Origin of the sequence: Dietzia lutea (genome assembly GCF_003096075.1) — a bacterium.
Classification (GTDB): domain Bacteria; phylum Actinomycetota; class Actinomycetes; order Mycobacteriales; family Mycobacteriaceae; genus Dietzia; species Dietzia lutea.
This window is the reverse complement of sequence record NZ_CP015449.1, coordinates 3098940-3116998: the sequence shown is the minus strand read 5'-3', so window position 1 is coordinate 3116998 and position 18059 is coordinate 3098940. Positions and strand designations below refer to the sequence as shown.

The following is an 18059-nucleotide window of genomic DNA, read 5'->3' as shown; positions in this document are numbered from 1 at the left end:
CGCCCGATACGGGGGTGGGCCCGTCCGGGAAGGTGGAGGTCCGGTGACGGCGAGCGAGGGTGACGGCAACGGCTGGGTGGTGTCCGCGGGCGGTGATCGCCGGTGGGGCCGGTTCGGCGCCGCCGGGCTGCTGCTGCGCGCCGCCGACCCCACCGATCCCGACACCCCGCTGGTGTTGCTGCAGCACCGCGCGGTGTGGACCGCCTCCGGCGACACGTGGGCGCTGCCCGGCGGCGCGCGCGATTCGTACGAGGACGCGCCCCGGGCCGCGCTGCGCGAGACCGAGGAGGAGGCGGAGATCCGGCCCGCCGACGTCGTGGTGCGCGCGGAGGTCGTGACCTCCCGCATGCCCGGCACGGTCTGGCACCGGCCCGGCCTGGACATGCGCCATGCCGCGGAGATGCTGCGTAGGCTGCGCCCCGACCAGAGGCATGACGAGGAACTCGACGAGTCCGGCACGGACTCCACCGGCGCCGGCGCCGGCGCCGACGCGGCCGCCGGGGCCGTCCGCCGCCCCCGCGTGCTGCCGCCGCTGGTCCAGGAGTCCCCCGACTCGGTCGAGTGGACGTACACCACCGTGATCGCCGACGCGCCCCACGCGCTGGAGACGGTGCCCAACAACGAGAGCCTCGAGCTGCGCTGGGTGCCGGAGACGCGGGTGGCGGACCTGCCGCTCATGCCGGCGTTCGCCCAGGCGTGGGCCAACGGGCTGCGGTCCGAGCCGGTCGAGCTGGTGGTGGACGTGGCCAACGTCCTCGGCTCCCGCCCCGACGGCTGGTGGCGCGACCGGGCTGGCGCGACCGGGCGTCTGCTCGACGAGCTGGGCGCCGGGATGCCCCGCACCCTCGAACTGCCCGCGTCGGCCGGGCGACCGACCCCGGCCGGACCCCGCTCGGCTACCTCGCCCCCGGCCGGACCGCCCGCCCACGCGGCCGCCTTCGGTTGGGTGGCCCGCGCGCACGCCGTGATCGAGGGCGCCGCCCGTGCGGCCGAGCACTCCGGCCCGTTCGTGGTGCACCGCGCGCCCGGTTCCGGTGACGACGCGATCGTCGATCTGGCCACCGAGGTGGATGGCGGGCCCCGACGGGTCGTGGTGGTCACGGCCGATCGGGGACTGCGGGACAGGCTGCCGGGGAACGTCCTCGTCGTCGGGCCCCGGACCCTCCTCGGGTGACACGCCGCGCCCTCCTCGGGTAACCCGTCCCGTTCCACTCAACGGACCGGTCCCGCCCGCGCGCCGCGCGGGTGCACACTGGTGCGCATGACTGCGCCCGACCGCACGCCCGAGCTCATCCTCGGCCCGCTGCTCCGGTACGTCGACAGCACCGACGCGACGGTGTGGGTCGAGGTCTCCACCCCGTGCGAGGTGACGATCCGCGCGGGGGACGAGGTGGCCACCGAACCGATGTGGGGCGTGCACGGTCACCACTTCGCGGTGCTGCACCTGTGTCGCCTGCCGGAGGGGGAGGAGACGCCGTACACCGTGGAGCTCGACGGCGAGCAGGTCTGGCCGCTCGACCCGAGGCGGCCCAGCGTGATCTGCACGCCGCGCGCGGACGACACCGTGCGGCTGGCGTTCGGCTCGTGCCGGCGCGGTGAGAACCAGACGCCGGAGGCGCTGCGGGAGATCGGCGCGGACGCGCTGGTGGCGCTGGCCCACCGGATGGCGCACACGCCGCGCCGCGAGTGGCCGGACGCGATGCTGCTCCTGGGCGACCAGGTCTACGCGGACATCCCCAGCCGAGAGATCACCGAGCGCCTCGCCGAGCGCCGCGACGCCGGTCAGGGGCCGCAATCGGTGCGGGACTCGGCGTGCGCGGGCGGCGACCGTGACGTCTCGGACGAGATCTGCGATTTTGAGGAGTATTCCTGGCTGTATCACGAGTCGTGGCGGGACCCGGACGTGCGCTGGCTGCTGTCGACCGTGCCGAGCTGCATGATCCTCGACGACCACGACCTGCGCGACGACTGGAACTCCTCGTTCGCGTGGCGCCGCGAGATGACCGCCCAGCCGTGGTGGCGCGACCGCGTGATCGGCGCGTTCTCCAGCTACTTCGTCTACCAGCACCTCGGGAACCTCGCGCCCGACGAGCTCGAGGCGAACGAGACGTACCAGGCACTGCGGGGCGCCTCCTCCGACGCGGAGCGGGAGCGCCTGCTGGAGGACTGCGCCGTGGCCGCGGACTCCGAGCGCGGCACGGTCCAGTGGAGCTTCAAGCGCGACTTCGGCCGGGTGCGGGTGGTGATGCTCGACGTGCGGGCGTCACGGCACCTGGATCCGGACGACCGGCGGGTGATGGACGCCGACGAGTGGGCGTGGACCCGGGACGCGTGCCTGGACGCGGACGTGGACCACCTGGTGATCGGCTCGTCGCTGCCCGCCTTCATGCTGCCCGCGCTGCATCACGTGGAGGGATGGAACGAGGCGGTGGCGCGTCATCGCCCGGACATGCCGGTGACCGCGAAGGTCGGGGAGTGGATGCGCCTGGCGGTGGATCTCGAGCACTGGGGAGCGTTCCGCAACAGCTTCGACGACCTCGTGGGGCTGCTCACCGACGTCGCGGCGGGAGACGAGCGGCCGGCGCCCGCGTCGATCCTTCTCCTCGGCGGCGACGTGCACTGTTCGTATCTCGAGGAGGTGCAGCTCACCGCGCAGCGCGTGGCGGACTCGCCGACGCGCGTGCACCAGCTGGTGATGTCGCCGTTCCGCAACCCGCTGCAGAAGTCGATCCGCGCGGTGAACCGGCTGTCGGTGCGCGAGCCGCTGCCGGCGTTGACGCGTCGCCTCGCCCGGGCGGTGGGCGTGCGCGACCCCGAGGTGCGGTGGAGGGTGTCCGACGGCATCTGGTTCGACAACGGCGTCATGACCCTCGTGTTGCGCGGCCGCCGCGCGATGGTGCAGGTCGACCACGCGCGCGTCGAGTGGCCCGCGCGGGGCCTGGGGAGGCTCCTCACCCTCGTGCCGGGGCTGGCGCCCGATTCGTGGGGACGCAGGCCGGGAGACGAGCCGACCGGGGAGAGCGGGCGCACCGGGGAGAGCGGGCGCGCCGGTCAGACCGGGGGAGGGGGACGACGACGAGGTGGGGATTCGCTCGACCGCAAGCCCCGGCAGGTGCTGCGCAGGACGCTGACCAAGGAGTTGACCGCGGCGGACCCGCTCGCCGAGGGAGCCGCAGCGGGGGCCGGGAGCGGAGCCCCGCAGGCGGCGACGCCGTAGCCGGGCTGCCGGGGCGGGGTGGAGCGCTCAGTCCAGGGCGGCCCGGAGTTCGCGGGCTGCGGCGGTGGGGTCGGGGGCCGCGGTGATCGCGCGGACCACGACCACGCGGCTCGCTCCTGCGGCCAGCACCTCGGGCAGGTTCTCCGGGTCGATCCCGCCGATGGCGAACCAGGGCTTGGCCGGCCCGGCCGCGGTGTTCGGCCTGGCCAGCCCGCCCGCCGCGTCCGGCCCGCCGCCCAGCCCGGCTGCGTGGCGCACCAGGTCCGTGCCCGGCGCGTGGCGGCCCGGCTTGGTGGGGGTCGGCCACACGGGGCCGGTGCAGAAGTAGTCCACCACCGGGTTCGCCGCCGCGGCGTCGACCTCGTCCGTCGCGTGGCACGACAGGCCGATCACCACGTCGTCGCCGACGATCCGCCGCGCCCACTCCACGGGCAGGTCGTCCTGCCCGACGTGCAGCACGTCCGCGCCGGAGGCCACGGCGACATCCGCCCGGTCGTTCACCGCGAGCAGTGCACCGTGGGCGTCGCAGACCTCCCGCATCACCGCGAGCGCGCGCAGCTCGTGCCCGGCCTCCAGCGGCCCGAGGTCGCGGTCGCCGGCCGAGTTCTTGTCCCGCAGCTGCACGATGTCGACGCCACCGGCCACCGCGGCGGTGACGTCGCGGCGCAGGGCGGGGAAGTCGCCGGACCATCCCTGCTCGCGCGCCTCCTCGTCCAGGTGTCTGCGGGCGTCGATGCAGAGGTAGAGGCGGGCGTCGGCGAGGCGGGCACGGAGGCGGTCGGCGCGGGCGGTCATGGGTTCAACCGTAGTTGATGGCCCCACTAGGCTGGCCGCCATGACCGTTGATCCCGCCCCGCCCGCCGCCCGTACCGGTGCGGGCCGGGTTGCCGTGGTGGGTGGCTCGGTGATCGGTCTGGCGTGCGCCTGGGCGATCGCGCGCGCCGGGCTCGCCGACGAGATCGTCGTCCACGAGCCCGACGACTCGGGTCCCGACGGGGTCCCCGCCTCGGGCGCCGCGTGGGTCGCGGGTGGCATGCTCGCCCCGTTCAGCGAGGCCTGGCCGGGGGAGGAGGCGGTGTTCGCGCTGGGCGTGGACTCGCTGCGCCGGTGGCCGAACCTGCTGAGTGCCCTCGAGCCGTACGTCCCACCCGGCCCGCCGGTCCGCACCGCCACCCACACGCACATGCTGGCCGTGGACGAGGCCGATGCCCGCGACCTCGACATGGCCATGGAGTGGGCCGCCCGCCAGCCCGACCCCACCCGGCAAGCCTCCGGGTCTGGCCCGGGCTCCGGCCCCGCGCCCGGCATCACCGAGGCCGACCTGCGCCGCGTCACCCGTCGGCAGCTGCGCGAGGCCGAACCGTCCCTGGCCCGCGTCGCCCGTGCCGCCTACCGCATGGACTCCGAGGGCGCCGTCGACAATCGCGTCCTGCTGGCGGCCCTTACCCGCGCCTGCCGGGCCGAGGGCGTGACGTGGGTGCGCAGTGCAGTGACCTCGCTCGACGACGTCGACGCGGATCGCATCGTCCTGGCCGCGGGCTCCGGGTCCGCCGAATTGGCCGGGTTGCCGGTGCGTCCGGTCAAGGGCGAGGTTCTCCGTCTGCGTGCTCGGCCCGGCTGCGAGGACCCACCGCGCGGGGTGGTGCGGGCGTTCGTGCGGGGGCGGCCGCTGTACCTGGTCCCACGCGACGGCGGCTTGGTCGTGGGGGCCACGCAATACGAACACGGCGACGATCGGCAGGTCACGGTCGCAGGGGTGCGCGACTTGCTCGCCGACGCCGAGATGATTTTCCCCGGGGTCGGCGAGTACGAGTTGGCAGAGGCAGTCGCCGGGCTCCGGCCGATGTCGCCGGACAACCTCCCGTTCCTCGGCCCCGATTCCACGGACCCGCGCCTCATCCACGCCACCGGGCACGGCCGCAACGGCATCGCGCTGACGCCGGTGACAGTGGCGGCGGTCTGGGCGGAGTTGCACGCGGAGCGTGGTCCGGCGGCGGCGCGGGCGGCCGCACCCGATCGCTTCACCCGCGGGTGAAGCCCAGTGTCGGCGATTAGTGGTCTCCGGCACCGACGGCCACAGGCCCGCGGCACTGGCGCCTGCTTGCTTCCTCCGCCGATTACGGTGAAGTCGTACACTCGCGACCCTGATGCATGAACGCCCTTGATGGTCACCGTGAACGGCGAGGGCCGCACCTTGGCCGACGGCGCGACCGTCCGCGCACTCGTCACCGACCTGAATCTGCCCGACGAGGGCGTCGCGATCGCCGTCGACGGCGTGGTGGTGCCCGGCTCGGCGTGGGACGAGGCGCCGTTGGGCGCGGGCGCGGAGGTCGATGTCCTCACGGCGGTCCAGGGTGGCTGACCGCGCCCGGGGTCGCAGTGAGGCGAGCATCCCCGAGGGCGGTGCTGCGTTGTCCGCGTACCCGCCCGACGTCACCGCGGTGATGGACTCGCCCATGGTGATCGCCGGTGAGGAGATCGGCTTCCGGCTCATCACCGGGACCGGCGGAGCCGGACTTCCGGTGCCGTCCGAGATTTCGTAACGCTCCAGGCGCAGGCCAATCCAATCAACGAACCGCCCATGACGACCACTCGCCACTTGGGCGCCTCGGAGCCGCGAGTCGACATGGCATCCAACTGTGGGTCCGCACTTGTGCGTGACCCCATACCTGCTCCGGGTAGCGTTCGGGGATCCTGACCTCGTCAGTTCGCAACTGCCCTCTCCACATAGGGGTTGCGTCTTACTAACTATGTAGTCATACTAGTAAGTAAGTACGCAGGGACTATTTTCCCGTGAAGACCCCAAGGTCAGGAGATGGCAGTGAGGACCACCGACGAGAACGACGTGATTCGCGTCCACGGCAACGTGGGCAAGTACGCTCTCGAGTACCCCCAGGAGTTCAAGTTCGCCGAGGAGTACGAGCTCACCGTCGACGACACCCGTATCCCCACGGATCGGTACACCTCACCGGAGGTCCTGCGCGAGGAGATCGAGACGACCTGGATGCGCACGTGGCAGCTCGCGTGCCGCGAGGAGCAGGTCGCCGAGATCGGCGCCTACTACGAGTACCGAATCGCGGGGAGGTCATACCTGGTAGTTCGCGGCGAGGACTGTCGGCTCCGCGCCTTCGTTAACTCCTGTCGTCACCGCGGCAAGCTTATCCGCACCGGCAGCGGAACCACTGACGAACTGCGTTGCGGTTATCATTATTGGTGTTGGGGCCTCGACGGGTCACTGGCCGACATCCCGGACCGCCACGTCTTCGTCGGCATCGACGACGACGAGTACGCCCTCGGCCAAATCGCCTGCGACACCTGGGCCGGGTTCGTGTTCGTCAATCCCGACACTAGTTGCCCTCCGTTGAGCGAGTATCTGGGCGACGTCACGACGCAGTTGGCACCATACAACATGGACAAGTTTCGGGCCAACCTGCACGCCTCGCTAGAAATCGACTGCAACTGGAAGGTTGCGATCGAGGCGTTTATCGAGACGTACCACGTGCAGGGCATTCATCCGCAGATCATGCCGTACGTCGACGACTTCAACACGAAGTTCGACATCATGGGTGACCACACCCGCTACATCGTCCCGTTCGGTGTCCCAAGCATGCGTATCGAGCATATCGACGAGGCCGAAGTGTACGAGAGCCACCAGCGCGCGTTGAGGAAGCCCGGCCTGCGCGACAGGTCCACGCCACCGCCGCCGGAGACCAGGGTGGAACTACCCGCCGACCTCTTCAACGAACAGGGAGAGTGGATTGGCGAGGGCACACTCCGAGACCACCTCATCGACCTGACGCGCGAACGCGGGGAGAGCCTGGGTCACGACTACTCGGGACTGGGCCATGCGCAACTCGTCGACGACTACCACTACCACATCTTCCCGTCGATGTACTTCAACCTGCACGCCGGTGCGCTGCTATTGTTCCGGTCCAGGCCTCACGCGACGGATCCGAACAAGTCACATTTCGACGTTTGGCGCCTTTTTATGCCGGATCTCACCAAGCCCATGCCGGAGCCCGCACAGGAGTTTCGGGCAGATTTCGAGCAGACCAGCTTCGGAACGGTTCTAGACCAGGACTTCGAGAACCTTCCGGAAGTTCAAGCAGGTCTGAAGAACCCCGAGGTCGAGTTTGTCACGCTCGGTGGTGCCGAGATTCGGATCATTAATTTCCACAAGGTGTTGCGCCAATACGCTCAGCGCTTCGGGGCGAAGTGAGGTCTCGGGCAGAGCCGCCGGTCTGAACGGACCGGCCCGCCACCTGGTTCCGGTCAGTATTGGGGGTCGAACAGCATTCCTAGCTGTACTGGCCACGGACATTGTGTCGTTGGTCGGCATGGCGGGCTGACATGTCCTACGCTAACGCCCCACTGATACCGCTAGGAAGACTGCGTCAGGCTGCGTTCACCTACTCGGGCACCGGCGCCCCGATGCGTGCCCGCGAGCGGCAGGTGCGCCGCTACGGATACCAAGCGCCCGGTGGCCTGGTGCACATGGGCATCACCGCAAGGTCGCCGGGGAGCGGTCCACAAGCCTCGGCACAGCCCACGTCGACTGACTTTAGCCGAGGCGGGGTCGGTCCTGGGATCTGCTGGACGTCGGTAACGGCAGTTTGTGTGTTTCTATAGACACGGAGCTCTTAGTCGATAGACTGGGTCGGGACGAGAGGAAAACGGCGTGGCGAGCTACGGGGTACGCGCAGCCGACAATGCAGCGGCCGGCATCCCTACAGGCGAGCCTGCGCATCGGTAGAGAGCGGCATCGCTTGAAATGTGGCTAAGCGGCGTCGACTCCGTCCTCACGCGACCGGGTTTGCCGCTCCGCGACCGGCAGCGCAACTCGAGCACAAGTCTTTACCAACTAGGTCACGGTTATCGACGAGGCGCCAGGAAATGCCTGCCGGTCCGGCAGCGGCCGACCATTGTTCGAGAATCTCCCCGTTCCACGAAAGGGCGACCACTATGTCTGAAATCGCACCTCAGCCGACCAGCAGTACAGCTCCGTCACTGGTCGGCCGGATTGCCCTGGTTACCGGGGGTGCGGCGGGGGTCGGCGCGGCGATCGCGAAGGCCCTAGCCGAGGCTGGTGCACGTGTGTGGGTCGCCGACCTCGACAGTGACTCGGAGCGGGGCACCGAACCGGCGCTCGGAGTCGACGGCAGCATCACCCAGCTGCGATGCGACGTCTCTAGAGCAGATGACGTGCGCGCTACCGTCGACGCCGTGGTTAAGGCGGAGGGAGGCGTCGACATTCTCGTCAACAACGCCGGTGTGATGGGTCGAACTGGACCGTTGGATGACTGGGAGTCCTCGCTGGAAGACTTCGAGCGGATTGTCGCGGTCAACCTACGCGGCCCCTTCCTCTTCGGCCGTGCCGTCGCACCGCTCATGGTCCAGCGTGGCGGGGGAGACATTGTTATGATGTCGACCGACCATGTGCACACTTGCGGCTGGCCGCGAGTCGTTTCCCACGATGACTCGCCGGAATGCCCCTGGAGCGCGTCTCCACGCCCGCCCGGAGCGCTTGGCATGGACATTTACGACGCAACCAAGTGGGGTCTGCACGGCTTCACCCACGACTGGGCTAAGGAGCTGCAGCAGCACCGCGTCCGCGTTAACAACATCTGCCTAGGCGCGACCGACAGTAGGATGATCCGCGCGTTTTCCGGATACGCAGACTACGACCCGCCCCCGGAGGTGATCGCGGCCTGGCAACGGCCGGAAGCAGTCGCTGGCGTCATCGTCGATCTTCTACTCGAGGGACCTTCAGGCCGCTCGGGAGACAATATCGGTCTCTGGCGCGGTCATCCGACGGTCCTGCCGCCCGCAGACCCGCTTCTCAACGTCAATCGGGACGATGACTAGCTGCGGTGTACGGAGAAGTTGGTCAGTCGGGTCACCATCGGCCGGCTCCTGAGGGGGAGAGTGAGGGAGTGCTGCACGGATAGGTGACTTCTGATCTGCGTCGCCGTGTGTCGACGCTGAAAGGATGTGCACCGTCGGGCGCCCCCCGCCCGCAGGAAAGGGCGCCGTCGACCGGGGTTACCGCTCGGCGCGGTCCCACACGTTCGATTCGCAGTCGGTGAACTCGCCCTCGGACATGCCGCCCTGATCCACGGCGAGGCTGATCATGGCCTCGATCGACTCGCAGTTAATCTCGGTGCTGAGGAACTCCATGTTGCCTTCGACGAACTCCAGAGCGAGTTCGGGATCGCCGAGGTCAAAGTCGCGCTGCATGATCGAGCTCACTGCGTCGAGATTCTCTGTCGACCGAGTGAACTCGATCGACATGTCCATTCCCTCGCAGAAGGCGGCAGCTGTATCGGGGTTCTCCTCGAGCCACGACGTCGTTGAGAACCATACCGCGGACAGCGAGTCCTTCATCTCCGCGGGGAGGTCTGACGGCACGTGGAAGAGTCGGCGGGCCCCTTCGCGTTGGGCGATCAGGTCGTTGAACGGGTAGGCGTAGAGCGCGTCGATCTCTCCTTGGTTGAGTGCCGCGACAGCTCGGTTCCCGGCACCCACGGCGACATACTCGACGTCCTCCCCGGACATCCCGGCGGCGGAAAGGAGATTGTCCACGGCGATCTGGTCGGTGCCGCCAAGCGCATTGACGCCGATCGTCTTGCCACGCAAGGCCTGTATGACGTCGGTCCAGTCGCCGACCTGTCCCGCATCGGGGATCTCGGAGTCCGCCTGGGCCCACATCGAGGTCCAGTCCCCGTTCTGACTTCCGCAGATGATCCTGACATCTTGCCCGGTCTGATTCGCACGGGCCGCAACCGACGCTGCAAGGGGCATTACATGGATCGAGCCGTTCTGGAGTGCCGAGATCCCAGCGGGGCCGCTCGTGAGCCCGACGATCTCGACGTCGAGACCGGCCGATTCGAACACGCCTTGGTCCGTTCCCACCATGAACGGGAGTTGGGAGGCGGTGACAAAGTTGCCGACGCTGATCGGAGTGGTGTTCTGGTCTCCGTTACTACTCGTTTCGCCGCTGCAGGCAGAGAGTACCAGGCCGGTGCTGAGCGTAAGTGCCAAGGTGGCGACGCGGATGGATCTCATGGTGAACCTCCGGGTTCAGGAGAAATATTAACTGAGCATGCCCACAATGTGGCGCATGCTCTCCGGGTTTTCGGTCAGCCGTTGGTTCTCGGCCGTGGGACGGTTGGGCTTTGCGTTGTCCTTGGTGCTGGTGCCGGGGCGTGTCCGGGCGTCGATGTTGGGTGCGCGGCCCACTTCCGGATTGTCTTCTTGTCCGCGGGATCGATTTTGTTCGGCGTGTAACTCTCCTCCTGGGCTTGTGGAGGAGGTGGCGGGGAATCTGGGGCGGGTCGATTCTCGCCTTGTTTGGGCTGGTACCTGGGGGTTGGGTGTGGTTGTGGTGACGGTACGCCTGGGGGTGGTGTCCGGGCGCACCGTCGGGTGGGGGTTATTGCCAGCGGAGGAGCCAGCGTTCGAAGCGTTCGGTGAGGAAGCCCAGGACGACGGCGACGAAGGCGAGCATGACCAGGACGGCGAAGACGCCGTTGGTGTTGAGGGCGTTGGAGTTGGAGACGATTTCCAGGCCGAGTCCGTTTCTGGCGGCGATCATTTCGCTGGCGACGACGCCGAGCAGGCCGTAGGTGACGCAGAGTCGGAAGCCGGCCATGACGGAGGGTACGGCGAAGGGTAGGGCGACTTTGCGCATGACGGCCCAGCCTTTGAGTCCCAGGAGTTTGGACACCGATTGCAGGTCGGGGTCGACGTTGCGGACGCCGGCGCGGGTGTTGAGCAGCATGATGAATACGACGATGGACACTGCCAGGACGACTTTGGCCCAGATGGTCAGTCCGAACCAGAGCAGGAACAGTGGTGCGAAGGCGATTCGGGGCAGGCTGTTGAGGGGGACGATGAAGGGTGAGCTGATTTTGTCGAGGAAGGGCGAGAGGGCCAGGATCAGTCCGATCAGGACGCCGGCGGGTACGCCGATGGCCAGGGCGAGCATGGTGGCTTGCAGTGTTGCTGCGGTCTGTTCAAGGAGGTTGCCGTTGACGAGCATCTCGACGAACTGCTGGTAGGTGCCGATGGGGCTACCGAAGAAGCGTTCCTCGATGACGCCTATGTTGACCAGCAGTTGCCAGCCACCCAGCACCAGGACGATGAAGCCGATCTGTCCGATGAGTACCAGTCCGCGGCGTTCGGCCAAGGGGACTTTCTTGGTGGGCGTGGCCGCCGGTGCCGCGGAGGGCTGCTCGCCCTCGGAAGGCCGCTCGACCTCGGGGGGAAATGTCCTGGTCACTTGGTCTCGCCTTCCTGGAGCTTGTGGAACAACTCTTCGTGGAGTTCACGGAATGTGGGTTCGAACATCAGGTCGGCGAGATGCTCAGAGCGCGGTCTGCGCAGGTCGACGAACTGGTCGGTTGCTATCCGGCCCGGGCGGGGGAGCATGACCACGACCCGATCGGCCAGCAGGAGTGCTTCTTGGAGGTCGTGGGTGACGAACAGCACGGTCTTGGGGGTTTCGGAGGTCTCGAGGATGCGGGAGAACTCGGCCTGGATGCGCAGTTTGGTCTGGGCGTCCAGGGCGGCGAAGGGCTCGTCCATCAGCAGGATCGACGGGTCGGGGGCCAGTGTGCGGGCGATCGCGGCTCGCTGGCGCATGCCGTGGGAGAGCTGTCGGGGGAAGGCTTTGCCGAATCCGTTGAGTCCGACCATGTCGAGGAGTTGGTCGGCGCGTTCCTGGGCGCGTGTACGTGACCAGTTCTTGTCCGTCTCGAGTCCGAGGGTGACGTTGCGTTCGATGCGCCTCCAGGGCAGCAGGCCGTCGCGGGCGAACATGTAGCCCACGCTGGGTGGGGGGCACTTGGGGACCTCGCCGTTGACTGTCAGTGATCCGGAGGTCTGCTTGACCAGCCCGGCGAACATGTTGAGCAGGCTGGTCTTGCCACAGCCGCTGGCGCCGACGAGGGCGACGAACTGGCCCTGGGGCACCTCGAGGGTGACGTTGCGTAGCGCCTCGACGCCCTCGGAACGCCCGGTGCTGCCGCTTGAGGGGTAGGTCAGGGTCACGTCGATGGCGGACAGGGTGGCGGCGCCGGGTTCCGGTGCCCGATGGTGGCCCGTGGTCGGGCCGGGGACGCCGACAGCCTCGTCCGGCGTGGTGTAGTTCATTGTCATTTCACTTACTCCCGATTCGGCGGACCCGGCCAGGGCGTCGCCATGATGCTTGGTGATGGTTCTGACGAGACAGTTCGCGGCGGGGTGTGAAAAAATGCGCCACCGCACTCCGCGGGGTCCTCGCGAGTCAACGGGCCAACAACCCGCCTGCCCTCCGCCACCGCTCACCAGAGATTGGGTGGCAGACGCTCGGCTGCTCGCCGAGTTGACCCCTTCAAATGTTACCTCCCTCACATCTTCTTGGTCATGGATGGGTCCTTTTGGGCGTACCTGAGTAGTGTTCGGTAGAAGTTGATGATCCGGATCTCGGATGCTCCTACGGTCACCTCGGTCACGGCTCGGCCATGTAGGCCCTGTTGGACTTCGCCGATATTGTCGAAGTCCTGATCCAGGACGAGTCCGAAGCTGGTGGTGTCGATGCTCAGATGCTCCGTGGGTGCGGGCTCGGGCATCGGCTCGTTCAGATCGGGCACCCGCAGGGTGTAAATGTCGAACCAGCATCGGTCGGGGTCGGTCGCGTGGGGGCGGGCCCGGAACAACAGCATCGCGCCGGCGTGGAGATTGAACGCCATCGACGGGAAGATGTGGTAGTGGTAGTCGTCCACGAGCTGGGCTTCGACCAAGCCCGAGTAGTCGTGGCCGAGTATCTTGCCTCGCTTGCGGGTCTCCTCGATCAAGTGGTCCCGGACCGTGCCGGGGCCGATCCACTCCCCGTTGTCGTCGAAGTGCTCGGGGGGGAAAGTGAGCTTCTGCGGTGGTGGGGGCGGTGTCTTCTTATCGCGCGTGGCCACCTTGCCGGCGACGGTGTGGTACTGCTCGTACACCTCGGCCTGGTCAATGTGCTCGAGCCGCATGCTCGGCACGCCGAACGGCACGATCATCCGGGTGTGGTCGCCCATGACCTGAAATTTGGTGTTGAAGTCGTCGATGTACGGCATGATCTGCGGGTGGATGCCCTGGACGTGGTAGGTCTCGATGAAGGCTTCGAGCACGACTTTCCAGTTGCAGGGCAGCTCGACGACGGTGTGCATCGTGGCCCGGAGGTTCTCGAGGTGGTACGGGGTCAGCTGCTCGACGATCGGTCCGAGGTAGTCGACGAGTGTGGGACCGTGGGGATCGGGGTTGAGGAAGACGAAGCCCCCGAAGACGTCGCAGAGGATCTCGCCGAGGTCCAGGTCGTCCTCGTCCGCGCCGGGGAACCACTGCTTGTTCGGGATGTCCTTGAGTGAGCCGTCGAGTCCCCAGCACCAATAGTGGTACCCGCACCGGAGTTCGTCGCTGTTGCCCGAGCCCGTCCGGATGAGCTTGCCGCGGTGACGGCAGGTGTTCTGGAAGGCCCGCAGGACCCCATCCTCGCCCCGCACGATGAGGTAGGACTGCCGGCCGATGACGTACTCGTGGTAGTCACCGACGTTGGCCACCTCCTCCTCACGGCAGGCGAGCTGCCACGTTGCCATCCAGACCTTCTCGAACTCCTCCGAGAGCACGTCTGGGCTGGTGTACCGCTCGGTCGGGATTTTGGTGTCCTGTGCGGTGATGCCCAGTTCCTCCGGGAACTGGAGTTCCTGCGGGAACTCGATGCGGTTGGCGTGGACGTTGCTGTGTATCTCGTTGAGCTGTTCTTGGTCGATGCTCATTGTTGATTCCTCGGCTCTTGTGGTCTTACGCCGCGGCGTCGCACGGTGACGTCTGCTCGGAGTGTGGTCTGGCAGGCCAGCCGCTCGGATTCGGGTCGGAATGCGCCTCGTATCTTGCGTAGAGTGCTGCGCTCCTCGTCGGAGGCTTCAGACATTGCTTCGGCGCCGTCTTCGATCTCCATGACGCATCGGGCGCATCGTGCGTGGCCTCCGCAGATGGTGGGCCAGTAGTAGCCGGCTCGGTGCGCGGCGGCCATGACGGTCTCGTTCTCTGCCACCGACAGGACGATTCCGGAGGGAAGGACCCGGGCCGTTGTGTGTGGGACAGGTTCGGTCAAAACTTGACCATTTTCGTGAAACCCCCGTCCGCCACCACGTTGACGCCGGTGATGATGCTCGCCGCCGGGCTGGACAGGAAGGTGACCACCGAGGCGATCTCCTGCGGGGAGGCCATCGATCCGCGGGGAATCATCCCGAGGATGCGCTCGAACATCTCGGGGTTGTTGGTGCGGACGGTGTCCCAGGCGCCGCCCTCGAACAGCACCGGTCCGGGAGAGACGGCGTTGCAGCGGATGCCCTCGCCGGCCCACTTCTGGGCGTAGCCCGAGATCTGGTGGATCAGCGCGGCCTTGAGGGAGCCGTAGGCCACGGTCGGGTCGCCGAAGGTTTCGGTGGCGGCGGTGGTGCCGAGCGCGATGACCGAGGCGCGGGAGGACTTCTGCAGGTGGGGATGTGCGGCGACCATGAGGTGGTGGAAGCCCAGCACGTCGATGCGGAAGTTGCGCTCCCATGCCTCAAGTCCGGGGCCGCCCATGCCGCTGACGTTGGACACGACGATGTCCAGGCCTGCCAGGTCGTCGGCGGCCGAGGTGACCCAGCGGTTGATCTGGTCGGCGTCGGAGACGTCCACCGGTGTGGCGTGGACGCGTCCGGGTCCTTGGGTGGTGAGTTTCTCGGCGGCCTCGGCGAGTTGGTTCTCGTCGCGTCCGCAGATGGCGACGTTGGCCCCTTCTGCCACCAACTGCGTGGCGATCGCGAATCCGATGCCGCGGCTCGCGCCGGTGATGAGTGCGTTCGCGCCGGTGAGTCCAAGGTCCATTGTCAGCCTCCGATGGTTCGGGTGTCAGGCCAGAAGGTCTGGCGCAGTTGTCGCTTGTTGAGTTTGCCCATGTCGTTTCTGGGCAGTCGGTCGACGAACTGGTAGCTGCGCGGGCATTTATAGCCCGCCAGTTGCTGTCGACAGAACGTGTCGAGGTCGGCCTCGGTGACCGGGCCGCTGACGCTGACCAGGGCGCGCAGTTCCTCGCCCATGTCGGTGTTAGGTACGCCGATCACGGCGACGTCGGTGACCGCCGGACACTGCGAGAGCACCCGCTCGACCTCGGCGGGGTAGATGTTCACCCCGCCGGAGACCACCATGTCCACGTCCCGGTCGGTGATGTGGACGTAGCCGTCGGCGTCGAGGTATCCCACGTCGCCGAGGGTGAAGGTGCCCGGTTCGAGGTGGGCCTGGGCGGTCTTGTCCGGGGCGTTGTGGTACTGGATTCCGCGCAGTGAGGCGTCCCGGAAGTACAGCCTCCCGGTCGTCCCGGGGTCCTGGGGGGTGCCGTCCCGGTCGACCACCACCGCCTGGAAGCCGGGGACTGTGCGGCCGACCGATCCGGGGTGGTCGAGCCATTCGGTCGCGCTGATCCGGCACAGGGTGCCGGACTCGGTGCCGCCGTAGACCTCCTCGACCACCGGCCCCCACCACCGGATGACGGCTCTTTTGACATCGGCCGGGCACGCCGCCCCGGTGAGGATGACCTTCTGCAGGCTCGAGGTGTCGAAGCTCTCCCGCTCGGCCGACTCCAGGGCCAGCAGGCGCGACAGGTGGGTCGGGACCATGACCGAGGACGCCGACCCGTTCTCCTGCACCAGACGCAGGAATCCACGCGCGTCGAAGCGCGACGGGAGCACGATCGTGCGTCCGGCCAGCAGTGCCCGCACCGCGATCAGCGGACCGTTGTGATAGAGCGGACCGGCGACCTGGTGAGGTCCCTCGGGCAGCATCCGGCCCGCGGAGGCGAGCTGCTCGATGTGCTCGGCGACGGTCTGGCCGGGATCGGCGACCCACCGCACGCGGGTCCCCTTGGGGCGACCGCTCGTTCCCGAGGTGTAGAGCAGGGGTGCGACCGGGGCGGCCGCCGGACGCGTCCCGTTGGGCTGTGCGGCCTCGATGGCCGCCTGCCAGGACGACTCCGCCGCGTCGCCACCCCAGTAGAGGCCGGTGAATCCGTGGCGGGTGTCCAGACTGTCCACCGTCTGCGCCACGCCGGCCCCCCCGAGGAGCAGCTCGATGCCGGCGTCGTCGATCAGATAGGCGAACTCGTCGCGCGCCAGCTTGGGGTTGATCCCGACCGGGGCCCGCCCGGACACCAGGCAGGCCAGGTACGACACGAGCGTCTCGGGAGTGTTCGCCCCCGCGACTGCGACGTGCCCACCCGGGCGGACGCGCTCATCGATCACGGCGGCCAGGCGTTCGACGCGATCACGCAACGACGCCCATGACACGCTGCCCTCGTCCGTGACCACAGCCACTCCGGGGCGCATCGACCATGATCCAATGAGCAGGTCATCCACGCTTCGGCCTTCCATCCCGTCCAGACTTACTTTGGCTTGACCCCAGTAACCTATGCTCTTACTCTAGGCGGAGTCAAGTATCGAAATGTGACCGAGATAACCAGGAGTGGCGTTGAGGGACTCAATCCGAGACATGGGATTCGACGAGTATCTGGATGTGATCCGGCGCTTCTCGCAGGAGGAACTGCGGCCACGCGAAGGGGAGGTCGAGCGGGAGGACCGGATTCCCGAGGACCTGGTGGAGCGGATGCGCGAGCTCGGCCTGTTCGCCATCAGCATTCCCCGCCAGTACGGGGGCCTGGGCTGGTCGATGACCGAGCAGGTCCGGCTCACCATGGAGTTCACCCAGGCCGCCGCGGCGTATCGGTCGCGATTCTCCTCCACCATCGGGTTGTGCTCGCAGGCGCTGCTCGATCACGGCACCGACGAGCAGCGCAGCCGGTGGCTGCCGGCGATGGCGTCGGGTCAGTGCACGGCCGCCTTCGCGCTGACCGAGCCGGAGGCCGGATCCGACGCGGGGTCGGCCCGCACCACCGCCACCCGTGACGGCGACGAGTATGTGATCAACGGACACAAGCGTTACATCACCAATGCGCCCATCGCGGACCTGTTCCTGGTATACGCCCGTACCGGTGGCGACGGCAGCGCGGGCATGTCCGGTTTCCTGGTCCCGGCCGGCACGCCCGGCCTGCGGGTGGACCCGCAGAAGCCGATGATGGGCCAGCGGGGGTCTCTGAGCACCGAAGTCCACTTCGAGGACTGCCGGGTTCCGGCGGGCGCCCTCATCGGCGGCGTCGAGGGCAACGGTCTGCGCTCGGCGCTGCGCGGTATCAACTCCGCCCGCACCCATGTGGCGGCCACCTGCGTGGGTCAGGCCATGCGGCTGGTCGAGGAGGCGACGACCTACGCCCTGGGCCGTCACCAGTTCGGGCAGCCGATCGCCGATTTCCAGTCGGTCGAGAACCTGTTGGCCGACAGCCAGGCCGAGACCCTGGCCGGGCGGGCCCTGGTGCTGCACTGCGCGCAGCAGTTCGATGTGGGGCCGATCCCCGTCCCGGAGATCTCCGCCGCGAAGTACTTCTGCAGTGAGATGGCCTGCCGGGTGGCCGACCGTGCCGTCCAGGTCCTCGGTGGCGCCGGATATTTCTCCGAACACGCCATCAGCCGCTTCTACCGGGACGTGCGTCTGTTCCGGTTGTTCGAGGGCACTTCGCAGATCCAGCAGCAGCAGATCGCCAGACATCTCAAGTCCGCGCACTCCGGCTGAGACCGCCATCGCCGGCGCCCACCCGCATGCCCAGTGCCGGGCGCCGGCCGCGGCATGCGCAGGTCGCATCGTGCCCCGACGGCAGTGGGCGAGCGTGAGTGACAAGCCACTACGAGTGCAGTAGTTTCTTTACAGGCGATACGGAAACAGATGGCCG

16 protein-coding genes are annotated in these 18059 nt (G+C 67.9%); 8 read left to right on the top strand and 8 right to left on the bottom strand.

Annotated elements, in window-relative coordinates:
* The first annotated feature begins 43 nt into the window (after nt 1-43).
* A complete protein-coding gene (locus A6035_RS14300; RefSeq protein ID WP_108848429.1) occupies nt 44-1174 on the top strand; it encodes an NUDIX domain-containing protein in 1131 nt (376 codons plus the stop codon).
* Between the two features lie 87 nt (nt 1175-1261).
* On the top strand, nt 1262-3217 hold the full coding sequence (locus A6035_RS14295; RefSeq protein ID WP_108848427.1) for an alkaline phosphatase D family protein: 1956 nt from the start codon (nt 1262-1264) through the stop codon (nt 3215-3217).
* 27 nt (nt 3218-3244) lie between these two features.
* On the opposite strand, the gene thiE is transcribed toward A6035_RS14295, so the two are convergent.
* A complete protein-coding gene (gene thiE, locus A6035_RS14290) occupies nt 3245-4012 on the bottom strand; it encodes a thiamine phosphate synthase (protein WP_108848425.1) in 768 nt (255 codons plus the stop codon).
* A gap of 40 nt (nt 4013-4052) precedes the next feature.
* On the opposite strand from thiE, the gene A6035_RS14285 reads away from it, so the two are divergent.
* The 5 genes from A6035_RS14285 (at nt 4053) to A6035_RS14265 (ending at nt 9082) form a co-directional block, all read left to right on the top strand.
* The gene (locus A6035_RS14285; RefSeq protein ID WP_108848423.1) at nt 4053-5252 is read left to right on the top strand and encodes an FAD-dependent oxidoreductase; all 1200 of its coding nucleotides are present in this window, start codon (nt 4053-4055) and stop codon (nt 5250-5252) included.
* A 126-nt stretch (nt 5253-5378) separates the two neighbouring features.
* Nucleotides 5379-5579, top strand: a complete 201-nt coding sequence (gene thiS, locus A6035_RS14280) for a sulfur carrier protein ThiS (RefSeq protein WP_108848421.1) — start codon at nt 5379-5381, stop codon at nt 5577-5579.
* Entirely contained in the window at nt 5572-5760 is a 189-nt protein-coding gene (locus A6035_RS14275) for a hypothetical protein (protein ID WP_108848419.1), read from the top strand. The genes thiS and A6035_RS14275 overlap by 8 nt, the downstream gene beginning before the upstream one ends.
* A 278-nt stretch (nt 5761-6038) precedes the next feature.
* A complete protein-coding gene (locus A6035_RS14270) occupies nt 6039-7436 on the top strand; it encodes an aromatic ring-hydroxylating oxygenase subunit alpha (RefSeq protein ID WP_159149362.1) in 1398 nt (465 codons plus the stop codon).
* Nucleotides 7437-8110: 674 nt separating this feature from the next.
* Nucleotides 8111-9082 (top strand): SDR family NAD(P)-dependent oxidoreductase, encoded by a 972-nt coding sequence (locus tag A6035_RS14265; RefSeq protein ID WP_108848415.1) that lies wholly within the window; start codon nt 8111-8113, stop codon nt 9080-9082.
* Between the two features lie 177 nt (nt 9083-9259).
* Here the strand turns inward: A6035_RS14265 and A6035_RS14260 are convergent, their stop codons facing one another.
* From A6035_RS14260 to A6035_RS14230, 7 genes are all read right to left on the bottom strand, one after another.
* Nucleotides 9260-10282: an ABC transporter substrate-binding protein gene (locus A6035_RS14260; protein WP_108848413.1), complete on the bottom strand. Its 1023-nt coding sequence runs from the start codon at nt 10280-10282 to the stop codon at nt 9260-9262.
* Nucleotides 10283-10649: 367 nt separating this feature from the next.
* Nucleotides 10650-11498: an ABC transporter permease gene (locus tag A6035_RS14255; protein WP_108848350.1), complete on the bottom strand. Its 849-nt coding sequence runs from the start codon at nt 11496-11498 to the stop codon at nt 10650-10652.
* Nucleotides 11495-12376 carry an ABC transporter ATP-binding protein gene (locus A6035_RS14250; RefSeq protein WP_200836278.1) on the bottom strand — a complete coding sequence of 294 codons (882 nt, stop codon included), beginning with the start codon at nt 12374-12376 and terminating at the stop codon, nt 11495-11497. The genes A6035_RS14255 and A6035_RS14250 overlap by 4 nt, the downstream gene beginning before the upstream one ends.
* Before the next feature lie 230 nt (nt 12377-12606).
* Nucleotides 12607-14013, bottom strand: a complete 1407-nt coding sequence (locus A6035_RS14245; protein WP_108848352.1) for an aromatic ring-hydroxylating oxygenase subunit alpha — start codon at nt 14011-14013, stop codon at nt 12607-12609.
* Nucleotides 14010-14351: a 2Fe-2S iron-sulfur cluster-binding protein gene (locus A6035_RS19450; protein ID WP_412523597.1), complete on the bottom strand. Its 342-nt coding sequence runs from the start codon at nt 14349-14351 to the stop codon at nt 14010-14012. The genes A6035_RS14245 and A6035_RS19450 overlap by 4 nt, the downstream gene beginning before the upstream one ends.
* Nucleotides 14348-15112, bottom strand: a complete 765-nt coding sequence (locus tag A6035_RS14235; protein ID WP_108848355.1) for an SDR family NAD(P)-dependent oxidoreductase — start codon at nt 15110-15112, stop codon at nt 14348-14350. The genes A6035_RS19450 and A6035_RS14235 overlap by 4 nt, the downstream gene beginning before the upstream one ends.
* Nucleotides 15113-15114: 2 nt before the next feature.
* On the bottom strand, nt 15115-16650 hold the full coding sequence (locus tag A6035_RS14230; protein ID WP_108848357.1) for an AMP-binding protein: 1536 nt from the start codon (nt 16648-16650) through the stop codon (nt 15115-15117).
* Between the two features lie 118 nt (nt 16651-16768).
* On the opposite strand from A6035_RS14230, the gene A6035_RS14225 reads away from it, so the two are divergent.
* On the top strand, nt 16769-17902 hold the full coding sequence (locus A6035_RS14225; RefSeq protein ID WP_108848359.1) for an acyl-CoA dehydrogenase family protein: 1134 nt from the start codon (nt 16769-16771) through the stop codon (nt 17900-17902).
* The last annotated feature ends 157 nt before the right edge of the window (nt 17903-18059 follow it).

What these genes read in the sequence shown, in the direction of transcription:
- A6035_RS14295 (WP_108848427.1), top strand. Translation starts at nt 1,262, where the DNA reads ATGACTGCGCCCGACCGCACGCCCGAGCTCATCCTCGGCCCGCTGCTC.
- thiE (WP_108848425.1), bottom strand. Translation starts at nt 4,012, where the DNA reads ATGACCGCCCGCGCCGACCGCCTCCGTGCCCGCCTCGCCGACGCCCGC.
- A6035_RS14285 (WP_108848423.1), top strand. Translation starts at nt 4,053, where the DNA reads ATGACCGTTGATCCCGCCCCGCCCGCCGCCCGTACCGGTGCGGGCCGG.
- A6035_RS14265 (WP_108848415.1), top strand. Translation starts at nt 8,111, where the DNA reads ATGCCTGCCGGTCCGGCAGCGGCCGACCATTGTTCGAGAATCTCCCCG.
- A6035_RS14260 (WP_108848413.1), bottom strand. Translation starts at nt 10,282, where the DNA reads ATGAGATCCATCCGCGTCGCCACCTTGGCACTTACGCTCAGCACCGGC.
- A6035_RS14250 (WP_200836278.1), bottom strand. Translation starts at nt 12,376, where the DNA reads ATGACAATGAACTACACCACGCCGGACGAGGCTGTCGGCGTCCCCGGC.
- A6035_RS14245 (WP_108848352.1), bottom strand. Translation starts at nt 14,013, where the DNA reads ATGAGCATCGACCAAGAACAGCTCAACGAGATACACAGCAACGTCCAC.
- A6035_RS14235 (WP_108848355.1), bottom strand. Translation starts at nt 15,112, where the DNA reads ATGGACCTTGGACTCACCGGCGCGAACGCACTCATCACCGGCGCGAGC.
- A6035_RS14230 (WP_108848357.1), bottom strand. Translation starts at nt 16,650, where the DNA reads ATGGAAGGCCGAAGCGTGGATGACCTGCTCATTGGATCATGGTCGATG.
- A6035_RS14225 (WP_108848359.1), top strand. Translation starts at nt 16,769, where the DNA reads ATGGGATTCGACGAGTATCTGGATGTGATCCGGCGCTTCTCGCAGGAG.